Source organism: Helicobacter muridarum (assembly GCF_000765805.2).
GTDB classification, from domain to species: domain Bacteria; phylum Campylobacterota; class Campylobacteria; order Campylobacterales; family Helicobacteraceae; genus Helicobacter_A; species Helicobacter_A muridarum.
In genome coordinates, this window is sequence record NZ_JRPD02000033.1 from 1 (window position 1) to 10,841 (window position 10,841).

The 10,841-nt window shown below is 30.9% G+C and carries 10 protein-coding genes and 1 pseudogene; 9 read left to right on the forward strand and 2 right to left on the reverse strand.

The window, feature by feature from the left end:
- Positions 1-348: 348 nt before the first annotated feature.
- Positions 349-1,479 (reverse strand): metallophosphoesterase, encoded by a 1,131-nt coding sequence (locus LS73_RS09010; RefSeq protein WP_034558054.1) that lies wholly within the window; start codon positions 1,477-1,479, stop codon positions 349-351.
- 61 nt (positions 1,480-1,540) lie between these two features.
- Here LS73_RS09010 and LS73_RS09015 point away from each other — a divergent pair, with 61 nt between their 5' ends.
- The 5 genes from LS73_RS09015 (at position 1,541) to LS73_RS09035 (ending at position 5,475) form a co-directional block, all read left to right on the forward strand.
- Entirely contained in the window at positions 1,541-2,005 is a 465-nt protein-coding gene (locus LS73_RS09015; protein ID WP_172458479.1) for a low molecular weight protein-tyrosine-phosphatase, read from the forward strand.
- A gap of 255 nt (positions 2,006-2,260) precedes the next feature.
- Positions 2,261-2,758: an S-ribosylhomocysteine lyase gene (luxS, locus tag LS73_RS09020; protein ID WP_034558053.1), complete on the forward strand. Its 498-nt coding sequence runs from the start codon at positions 2,261-2,263 to the stop codon at positions 2,756-2,758.
- An 8-nt stretch (positions 2,759-2,766) separates the two neighbouring features.
- Entirely contained in the window at positions 2,767-3,099 is a 333-nt protein-coding gene (locus LS73_RS09025) for a hypothetical protein (RefSeq protein ID WP_114985958.1), read from the forward strand.
- A 98-nt stretch (positions 3,100-3,197) separates the two neighbouring features.
- Positions 3,198-3,797, forward strand: coding sequence for an FkbM family methyltransferase (locus LS73_RS09030; RefSeq protein WP_052089734.1), 600 nt, complete (start codon positions 3,198-3,200; stop codon positions 3,795-3,797).
- Positions 3,798-4,047: 250 nt separating this feature from the next.
- The gene (locus tag LS73_RS09035) at positions 4,048-5,475 is read left to right on the forward strand and encodes a nicotinamide phosphoribosyltransferase domain-containing protein (RefSeq protein WP_034558367.1); all 1,428 of its coding nucleotides are present in this window, start codon (positions 4,048-4,050) and stop codon (positions 5,473-5,475) included.
- Between the two features lie 438 nt (positions 5,476-5,913).
- Here LS73_RS09035 and LS73_RS09040 read toward each other — a convergent pair whose 3' ends face one another.
- Positions 5,914-6,471: a DJ-1 family glyoxalase III gene (locus LS73_RS09040; RefSeq protein WP_034558368.1), complete on the reverse strand. Its 558-nt coding sequence runs from the start codon at positions 6,469-6,471 to the stop codon at positions 5,914-5,916.
- A gap of 184 nt (positions 6,472-6,655) precedes the next feature.
- Between LS73_RS09040 and LS73_RS09045 the strand changes: the two genes are divergently transcribed.
- The 4 genes and pseudogenes from LS73_RS09045 to LS73_RS09060 all read left to right on the forward strand — a co-directional run.
- A complete protein-coding gene (locus LS73_RS09045) occupies positions 6,656-7,153 on the forward strand; it encodes a NanQ anomerase/TabA/YiaL family protein (RefSeq protein ID WP_034558369.1) in 498 nt (165 codons plus the stop codon).
- A 23-nt stretch (positions 7,154-7,176) separates the two neighbouring features.
- Positions 7,177-7,770, forward strand: a complete 594-nt coding sequence (locus LS73_RS09050) for a DUF2147 domain-containing protein (RefSeq protein WP_052089736.1) — start codon at positions 7,177-7,179, stop codon at positions 7,768-7,770.
- 130 nt (positions 7,771-7,900) lie between these two features.
- A complete protein-coding gene (locus tag LS73_RS09055) occupies positions 7,901-8,956 on the forward strand; it encodes a tetratricopeptide repeat protein (protein ID WP_052089738.1) in 1,056 nt (351 codons plus the stop codon).
- Positions 8,957-9,481: 525 nt separating this feature from the next.
- Positions 9,482-10,841, forward strand: a pseudogene (locus LS73_RS09060) (site-specific DNA-methyltransferase); the annotation flags it as partial.

Below are 10,841 nucleotides of genomic sequence, written 5' to 3' on the forward strand. Positions count from 1 at the left end.
AAACGAAGTTTCTTTAGTAAAACGAAGTTTCTTTAGTAAAACGAAGTTTCTTTAGTAAAACGAAGTTTCTTTAGTAAAACGAAGTTTCTTTAGTAAAACCTCATATATGCAATCTATATAACTGCTACTGCAATCTATATATGCATTAAATAGGCTATAAAACAAAGAAAATATCTATATTTCATTAAATCATTCATTTAAAAATTTAAAATAACACATAGATCCTTAGAAGATTTCACAATAAAATATAGATTTATGCGAAGTAAACAGAGTTTAGTGTTTTTAAACATATTAAAAAACTGTTGAAAGAATGTTAAAAAAACAATTTTAAACAAACAAAAAAAAGAATTACGCTGGAACTAAATGTAAAAAATTAATCTGTCTGCGACTAAAAAGTCTCATGGGCATACCCCACCAGCCAACACCCTCTGAAATATATATCTGCGATTTATTGTCATTATACGAAAATTCATGCAAACCACTTAAGAATGGCTGATCTATTAGCACGAAAAAATTAAAAGGGAATATTTGACCACCATGCGTATGTCCGCTTAGCACTAAATCTATTTTTTCATTATTTAAAAATTTAATAGTTTTTGGTTGGTGTGATAGCAATATGGTAGGGAAATATGCTATATTATATTTGGTTGCTTGTGACAAATTTGGTCTAAGAAAGGTATCTTGAATTATTTTTTCACCTACCAAATCTGCTACACCTGATATATTGATACCCAGATTCCGCAAAATCATACTCTGATTTACAAGAGTTGTAATACCTAGCTTCTGTATATATCTCAATATATTATAAGTATCATAATAATATTCATGATTGCCTAGCACATAATAGATTCCATATTTACTTTTCAGCTTACCTAACTGCTCTATTGCCCTAAAACTAAGGCTTGAGTAACTATCTACAATATCGCCTGTTAGTACTATGATGTCTGGACTTAGCTCATTTGTCTTCCTTACAATATCTGCTACCTTATGTTCGTCCATTAGGACTCCAATATGAATATCACTTAAATGCGCAATGTTTATTGGTTGCTTAAGATTTTGTATTTGAATTGTTTGCTCAATAATAGACGGTTGCTTGGCATTGATATGAAAACTTAAGGCTATCAAAACAAATATGCTTATCCAAGCTAACATTAAAATTTTTCCTTGCCATTGTTGCAAAGTAAGATAACCAAAGCTTAAGGAAATACCCCAACTTAATACAAATACAATAAGAGCAATGTTAAAACTAATCCAAAATATCCCAACACTGCTTGACATAAGGGTATAAATAATAGGATTAATATGTCCATGATAAAAACGTAAGAAAAATACAATACAAAGCAAATTCGCAATGACTATAAATTTTCCAAGATGTTTTATAACTGGATTTGCTGAAACATTCTTGAAAAGCGTGAAATAAATAAAAATATGTAGCAACACTATAACAATAAAAAACAAAATGCGTATGCTAATTGACATTACAACTCTTTACTCATTGGATATAATATATAATCTTAGCATTTTTTGTTTAGGATATATGATGAAAGTGAATAGTATATTATTTGTCTGTTTAGGCAATATCTGCCGTTCTCCAATAGCTGAAGGCATAGCAAGGGATATGAGCAAAAGAAATAAATGGGACTTGCGAATTGATTCGTGTGGAACAAGTGGCTTCCATCGAGGTGAAAGCCCGCATAAATATTCCATATCCACAGCAAAGAAAAAGGGCATAGATATTTCAGGGCTAAAATCTCGCCCGATAAATGTATATAGTGATATGGAATTTAATCTTATTATTGCAATGGATTCACAAAATAAGAACGATATTTTAGCTCTTGGATTTGATAAGGATAAGGTATTTAAATTGGGTGAATTTGGCAGTGGTGAGGATATTCCAGATCCTTACTATTACAAAGATGATAGTGGCTTTATGGTAGTGTATGAATTAATAGAATCTTTGCTAGAAAAAATGTTTAAACATTATGGCTTTAGCGTTAGAGAATAGTAAATTTAAAATATTAGCTATTATTATATTGCTTTTGATTTTATCTTGTCAATATTTAATTGTTATTTTAAAAATTTAATTAAGCTTACGAGCTTTATTTATCATGTTGATAATGAATATTATATTGTGAAACACTTTAAGCCCTTTTTAATAGAATCAAGTATTTATTAATGACTTAGTTTTGTACAAAACTAAGTCATAACTGTATAATTTGATATAATACTCAACTTTGATATAAAAATTAAGGAGTTTTTAATGCCATTACTTGATAGTTTTAAAGTTGATCATACTATCATGCCAGCACCTGCTGTGAGACTTGCAAAAACTATGGAAACACCCCATGGAGATAAAATTAGCGTATATGATCTACGTTTCTGTAGACCCAATATTGAAATACTAGATGAGGAAGGAATCCATACATTAGAGCACCTATTTGCTGGTTTTATGAGAGAACATTTAAATGACGCGAGAACAGAAATTATTGATATTTCTCCTATGGGATGTCGTACTGGATTTTATATGAGTGTAATAGGAAATCCATGCGAATATAAAGTCAAAGAGGCATGGGAAGCTAGTATGAGAGATATTTTACGTTTGACGAGTAAAGAACAAATTCCAGAGCTAAACATCTATCAATGTGGAACTGCAAAAATGCACTCTCTTGCTAATGCACAAAAAATAGCCCAAACAACATTAGACAAAGGTATAGGTATTATGGACACGCAAAAGCTATTGCTTAAAGAATTTCAATAGAGCCAACAATGAAAAATATTTTTAAAAAATTGCGAGACATTATGCCTGCTAGACGAAAGCATACCAATGAGTTAAAAAGTATGATAATGCATTTAGAACATATATTGCACAATGTCTCTAATGGAATCTGTGATAGTTCTAGCATAGGAAAACTTGAGCTAATGCTAGCTAATGCACATATACCTATGGGATATCGAGATATTTTTTATAAGATGTTTGCTATGACAAAGAATGCTAAAGCATGCAAATATAATGTAAATACACTAAATCTTGACTTCATATATCATAATCAAAATGATCTAGATGTGGGGGGGGGGGGGGGCAAACTCACTCTAGCATAATTGATAATTTAAGTAGTCAAATCACTAAAGCATCTACAGATACTAATCACGAGCAAGATAATTCCAAGTTTAATGATGATGTAAATTTAGATAATAGTGTGCCCAACTCAATAGATATAAATTTACATCCCAATAGTAACCTAGATGAACATAAAATTATACAACCACCAGTTTGTATTGACTGTGGGGCTCATGCAGGATTAATTACTGATATTATATTATTTTGTGGTGGTATGTCCTATGCTTTTGAACCAAATATATATTTGTATAATATATTACAATCTAAGTATGATAATAATCAAAATGTCATACTTAGTCAAACAGCAGTATCAAATAAATTTCATAAAACAGAATTTTTAATGGATTGTGGAGGCATATTTTCACAGGGTAATCGTATTGTTGAAAGCATAGATTCTACATATGGTATGCACGAAGTGCAGGTTGTGGATTTAAGCAAAATTATAGAAAAATATATTTTGCCAAAGCATAAGAGAATCTATTTCCTAAAGCTAGATGTAGAAGGAGCTGAATTTGATATTATGGATTCCATTTTACAAAAGGGGCTATATAAACATATTGATTATATAGCATGTGAAACTCATGAAAGATTCTTTAGCGATGGTGAAGCTAAGATAAAGAAACTAAGAGATTCTATTAAGTCTCATAGGGCAGATAATGTTTTGCTCGATTGGATTTGATACAAATTTATATCAATAGATACATGAAACAGAATCCATATGAACACATAAGATAGTATTTGGTAATTTAAGAATGTTCTTATTCTTTAAAACATAATATTTTAATCAAAATAATGGGAAGATATTTTTTTGCAAACTGTTACATTTATTCCAAAATATATTAACTTAATATATAAATATTCAGAATCCAGCATTTTTTCGGTTACAATAGAAATACTTTGTTCTCTATAAACTATAAATAAGGATTTTTATGGATTATCCAAAATTACTCTTCATTGCAGACTGTTATAAATACACTCATGCCGCAATGTATCCAGATGATATACAAGAGGCTTATAGCGTGCTTTATTGCAGGAAACCAAGGTTAGATTTAAGCACTTTAAATGGGCATATTGTAGCATTTGGCATGCGTCAGTCTATCGCCAAATTACAGAGAATTTACAAAGAATTTATAGAATACCCAAGGGAAAAGCTAGAAAAAGCATTAGAATTCATATATACAGATTTTATGAAACTAAGCAAGAAGCAAGATTCATATAAATTCCTAATAAATAAATGGCTAAATCTACCGCACAAAATTCCAATCACATTTAAGATACTCCCAGAAGGAACATTTATCAAGGGCAATACCCCTATTATGACAATACATTGTAAAGAAAGTGAATATTGTTGGTTAGTAAACTTCATAGAAACATACCTAAACTCGGAGTTATGGAAAACGTGTTTTATAGCAACAAAAGCTGCTCTTTTTAAAAGAATTGAATATGATTGCTTAGGATATTATCTCGATGATAGCTACAACTTCCATGATTTTTCAGCAAGAGGAACTAATGGCATAGAAGATTCTTACAACTCATCAATGGGACATCTATTATTTTTTAGTGGCACAGATTCTGTTATGGCAGTGAAAAATATATGCGATAACTATGGATTTGATGTGGGACATATAGGATCAATACCAGCTAGCGAGCATGCTGTGATGTGTCTAGGTGGAGAAACAAACGAAATTGGAACATTTAAGAAAATTATGGAAACATTTCCGCAGTCCATGGTGTCAATCGTAGCAGATACTTGGAATCTATGGAATATCATAGAGGCATTAAGGAAAGATAAGGAAGTCTTTAATATGATTCAATCTCGTAAATTTCCAATTGTCTTACGCCCTGATTCTGGGGATCCCTTCCTAATTTTAACAGGTGATTCCAAGAGTGAAATACCACAAGCAAAAAAAGGGGTTATAAAGCTCGTAGATGAATACTTTGGATTTGATAAAGTTAAGATCATCTATGGTGATGCAATCACTGTTGAACGTGCTAGAAAAATTTACGAATGGTGCTCAAAGCAAGGATATAAGGCTACCGATTTTCTTTGCCTAGGAATTGGAAGTTATGCATATAACTCTGGAATTAGAGATGATGTAGGATTGGTTACCAAAATGACTTGGGCTAACATTGGAGGCAAGTCTTCGCATTTACTAAAGAATCCAATTACAGGAAATGATAAAACATCACTATCGGGCAGAGTTGCCTTAACAAAAAATAGGCAGGTATTACAATTATTAGATTCTGAAACAGAAGATGATATATTAGAATATGATTTAAAACTAAAAACATTAAGCGAGATAAGAGAATATAGCAAGCAAGAATTTTTGCGTGCGATTGGAGATAAAAATAAATAATTATTTATTTTTAATGCAGCTATACATATTTTAAATATTACAATATTGACAAAAGCTATATTTAACTTAGTAATTCTTGTGATATTAAATATAATGTTATCTTTTTGGACAAAACATTTAGTAATTGCTACTAAACAAGGTTAGTTTTAGCTACGAAGCCATGCTTCAAGAAAAAATAAAAGACTTTGATAAATCTCAAGATGATCACTTAATAAATCTATATAAATAACATAGTGTTGGCATTGTAAGAACAAAATCTTAATCTAAAGATTTAGCATGAAAATGAAGAAACAAGATTTATAACATTAGAGTATTATATATCCTATATTTGATTACCCTAAAATCATTAGGGCTTTAAATTCTAATAAACCAATGTAGCAATTAAATAATATCAAGTAATTTTGATAGATGCAAAAATTAATTAATTTATGTAATACCTTAAGCTGTCGCAAGCGGAGTTTGCAAGCCCTCATATAGACTTTGATAAGTTTCATTTCCACATAAATATTTTGCTACTTCCAAACCAAATAAAATTGCGGTAGCAGGACCTGCTGAAGTAATTACATTATTATTAACCACCACTGCCTTATTTAGTCTATTGCCAGCTATGCCAACTTCGCAACCCGGATAACAAGTAAAGTCGCCAGATATTACTCCAGCCTTGCTTAATACTATTGGTGATGCGCAAATAGCAGCAACTAGTTTACCGCTTCTATGTAGTTCTTTAATAATATATAATATTTTCTCATTATTACTAAGATTCTGCATTCCATCAAACCCACCAGCTAGGCAAATCGCATCAAGCGATTCTAAAGCTACATCTTGCAGGGCTATTTCTGCTTGAACTACTATACCATTAGCACCTTTTACTAGATTATCTCCATTTAGGCTAGCAATAATTACTTGTAATCCTGCCCTCTTTAACACATCTGCTATACCTATAAATTCTGCCTCTTCAAAACCTTCTGCTAGCGGAACTAATACCCTTTTTGGCATGATGTCTCCTTAATTTTTTGATAATTTATATAGTAGCAAAAATATTATGATTTCGAGTGAACTGTTACTAACTATTTATAGTCAGAGTATTGCATTTTTAAAGTTAAATTAAGTCTCTTTAGTATAAAATGCCTATACTATAATAATTTCTTGGCATATTTTTTGTTAGTTTTGGGGTAAATTAATGGCGGTCATAGGAAGATTGCAAAAGCTAGAAAGACTATTTATAGGGGATTTGAAGCATCTTTATAAGTTTTTCCTAGATTGTATAGATGGTTATCATTATAATTGTTTTGCTAGAGGCGATAGATTTGATTTAAAAAATGGAATATTTGCCATGTTGCAGGCATATAGCTTAAAGCCAAAACGAGAAGCTTTCTTTGAATCTCATAGAAAATATGTTGATTTTCAGCTAACAATTAGAGGTGCAGAGTGTTTTATGATAGGAGATATAGATGATTTCATAGTAAAGAGTCCATATGATGAGGAAAAGGATTATACAGAATATTATAGTCGTAAAAATACACATAAAATCTTATCTTTACCACAAAATCTTTGCATATTTACTCCTAATGATGTGCATGCAGGTGGGCTTAGTAATTCACATTTGAATGGTAAATTCGTGCATAAGATAGTAGCAAAGATACCACTAAATTTAATAGAAAGTACAATTATAAAATAAATCTTAAGAAACGGAGTAATATTATGTTTATCAGTGCGTGTGGGGCGCGTTGTATTGTTCTTCTATATATTAGTGCTACTGGCTTATATATATGTAGAAACATTCGCAAGGTTTTTATATGTATTCTAATTTTTGTTGTTTACAATTCTATTTCTTTTGGAAAGTCCCTTGCAGGGCTTTATTTAACACATAAGGATACACTAGGTGGGCAAAGCATAGTAGAAATATTTGAATATAAAAACAAATATTATATATATGGAGTAAAAAATTTGGAATCTGATTCCACTTTTTTTAACTGTAGCAATAAGCCTGAAAATAGTAGAAATGTAGTTGGGGCAGTCTTTGGATATGATTATGTAGAGAACTCAAAAGGTGAACTTGTTAATGGCACTATTCATAATCTCTATAATTGTAAAACATATTATGGAAAGATAATTCCCAAAAAAAATGGAAATATTGAATTTGTAGGTTCATTGGATTCTCATTACTGGTTCTCAAGAGCATACGAGTGGAAGCCTCTACCACCAAACCAAGTAGAAGAATATAATAATTACAGACAGCCTATGGATAAGCTTATAGAATTTATCAAACAATCAGGCATTACAAATAATTTTTAAGAATTTTTGATTATTTGATTATCAATATTTTAATACATTCTACTTTTTATAGAATCTTACTTATATTCTGTGTTAGTATTTATAAACAAAATCTATTAAACAATACACAAAGAGAATACGAGGATTTGATATGTCTAATATCATCGAGTTATATCGCAATCCAGTGTTTGGTGTTATGATTTTATTTGCCATTGTATTGGTTATTGTTATTATGGACTCTGTAAGGGGTGCTTATGCTAAGAAAAAAAAGAAAGAATATTTAGAGCAACTTAGCAAAAATTTTGATAGCTTTAGTTTGCAACAAAATATATCTGATTTTATGCAACATGTGAAAAATCCAGCTACAACTGTTATGCGAATTGCTGAGATATACTTTCAAGTAGGCAATTACCAACAAACCATAGCAATGTGTCAAATGTTAAATGAAAACACAAGCAAATCCCAAGAAAAAATAGAAGTGTTACAAATGCTCGCAAAAAGCTATTATAAAGCCGGATTCTTGCAACGTGCAAAATCAGTACTAATAGATATTTTGCGCATTTACCCATACAATATTGATGCTCTCAATCTACTTATAAAAACATGTGAAAGTTTGGGGGAATATAAAGAATCACTAAGTGCACTTGATTGCCTTGAAGAGCTGCAAGATAGAGAATCTTTATCAGATGCGGCAATGAAAAACAAAATAATCCAAACTAGAGATTATATAAAAGCTATGCAAATAATATCTAATACAAAATTATCTCTTATCTCCCAGCAAGAGCAACTACTAGATATTTATCATAAAGATTCAAAGCTTAGTATTCTTATCTTGCGCCACTTTAAACTATACAATATAGCTTTATTTTGGAAGCAGATTCTACATTACAATGATATATATTCATGTATAGATTTGCTATGGCATTTTGATTTAGAAGAGATTCCATTTGATCTTATTCCTATGGATTCTGATATTAGAGATATTTATAGAGCTAAGGGATATATCAAGGACTATAGGAATATTAAAGATATTACTTTAGAATCCCTACAGTTATTGCATCTTCACTCAAATACAACAGGAGATTTAGACTTTAGCTATTATTGCAATAGTTGCGGAGTTAACACTCCATTTTATTCCTACCGTTGTGCAAGTTGTGATGAAATTGATGAGATTAAACTGCGTTTTGTTATTATAGCTCAGACTTAGATTTATTTTAGTTACTAATTTTTAAATTATGATATGTCCAAAATAAACAATACATTATAAACATAATCATTATCTATTATAATATAATCTTGTAAATAAATGGATTAGAAGTTATCTTTGTGTAGATTTGAAAAGACCAAATCTTAAAAGTCCTAGCGTTACAGGTGGCAATCAAAAATCACTTTTGATAAAAATACCCTTACTGATTATGTATTGTATTTAAATTCAAAACTTAATTGTGTACTTGAGGCAAAAGCTTCAAAAATAAAAATCAACGCACAAAATAAAGCAGAGCAACAAACATTTTATTGTGCAATCAACCAAAAGCTTAAAAGTCCATTTTTACGCGTTTTGTAATGGTAGAAACTTCACACTTTTTGAGACGAATAGGCAGAATCTCTTAAAAGAATTTTCTTGCATAAAACTTACACTCAAATTCAAAAAATGATTCAATCATAAATTAAGTCCAATCTCGCTAAAATGCTTTCTAAAATACCGCAAAACAAGGCATAAGGGAGTGTGCTTATGGATTACAAAAAAGCCTTTTATTCTAAACTGCAAGACTGCTACTTGGGTGTGAAACTTAAAGATTTTCAGCAGGGAAATGTTGCCAAAAATGGCTTTAGCAATTTGCTTAAAATCAAAGAGCAATATTTCGCCCATATCAAAGCCTACTTAGATTCACAAATAGCGGGAGAGCCGCAATCCAACGATATTTATAACAAGCTTTTTACTTTCTTTGATAGCTATTTAAATGAAAGCGGCACGCCCTTTTTCAACGATACTCCCGCCTATAAAAATATCTATGCCAAAGTGTATAGCAACTCCAAAGACACGAGCCTCTTTTACAAAACCCAAAACCTCTATTATGTCAAATCCGACACGCTTTACCAAAGCCTTACCTTAACCGATGATAAGCAAAGCTATGAAATCGTATTTGATGCGAGTGAATACAAGCAAAATGCCGATAACACTAAAAACAAAATTATTTTTAAGTTTGCGGGTATTGAAAGTATAAATAGTGAAACAAATGATGAGGGCAAGTCACAGATTCTTATCAAAGTGAGCAACCAAAAAGACTTCTTCCCCGAGCTTAACAATGTTTTCAAGCAAAATTCTAATGAGTTTAGCGAGGAGTTTTTAAAAGATTTAAGGCAAAATGAAATCCTTAAAGATTCTAGAATGAAAATCAATGAGGAGGAATTGAAAAAAATCTTTAGAAGCTACAAAAAACAAGCTGAAATAGACTTCTTTATCCACAAAAATGCCACTGCCTTTTTAAAAGAGCAGTTTGATTTGTGGATATTTAATTATCTCTATAAGCAAAGCGATATTCAAGAGTGGAATCCACAGATTATCGCACATTTACAACGCATTAAAAATATCGCTTATGAGGTAATTAAGCTTATAGGGGATTTTGAAAATGAGCTAAAGGCAGTGTGGCTAAAGCCAAAATTTGCAAAGAAAGTAGAGTATGTTTTTAGCCTTGATAAGCTTATTAGCAATTGCTCTCTTACGCAATCTTCATGGGAGTTTCAAAAAACTGCTTCAGTCATTAGCGATGGGCTAACTTCTTCGCAGTTTTCCTCACAATCTGCAAATCTTATGCAAGATACTAGAATTGCGGATACTTCTACTCTCTCTAATTATCCTAAGCAAAAAACTTTAATAGATTTTATTATAAACGACAAAGGCTTTGAATCTCAAGTCAAAGAATGGCAGGAATTAAATCTTATTGATGAAAACTTTGATAAGCAAAACTTCTTAGACTTTTGTCATTCTGAAACTGCTTTAGCAGGTGAAGAATCTAAAAATATGAAATCTCAACAAAGCAATAAACGAGATATTTCGCATTTTTCAAATGCTCAATATGACAAAGTAGTAA

Bases quoted from the DNA above. Each gene is read 5' to 3' on its own strand.
- LS73_RS09010 (WP_034558054.1), bottom strand. From the start codon at position 1,479: ATGTCAATTAGCATACGCATTTTGTTTTTTATTGTTATAGTGTTGCTA.
- LS73_RS09015 (WP_172458479.1), top strand. From the start codon at position 1,541: ATGAAAGTGAATAGTATATTATTTGTCTGTTTAGGCAATATCTGCCGT.
- luxS (WP_034558053.1), top strand. From the start codon at position 2,261: ATGCCATTACTTGATAGTTTTAAAGTTGATCATACTATCATGCCAGCA.
- LS73_RS09025 (WP_114985958.1), top strand. From the start codon at position 2,767: ATGAAAAATATTTTTAAAAAATTGCGAGACATTATGCCTGCTAGACGA.
- LS73_RS09035 (WP_034558367.1), top strand. From the start codon at position 4,048: ATGGATTATCCAAAATTACTCTTCATTGCAGACTGTTATAAATACACT.
- LS73_RS09040 (WP_034558368.1), bottom strand. From the start codon at position 6,471: ATGCCAAAAAGGGTATTAGTTCCGCTAGCAGAAGGTTTTGAAGAGGCA.
- LS73_RS09045 (WP_034558369.1), top strand. From the start codon at position 6,656: ATGGCGGTCATAGGAAGATTGCAAAAGCTAGAAAGACTATTTATAGGG.
- LS73_RS09050 (WP_052089736.1), top strand. From the start codon at position 7,177: ATGTTTATCAGTGCGTGTGGGGCGCGTTGTATTGTTCTTCTATATATT.
- LS73_RS09055 (WP_052089738.1), top strand. From the start codon at position 7,901: ATGTCTAATATCATCGAGTTATATCGCAATCCAGTGTTTGGTGTTATG.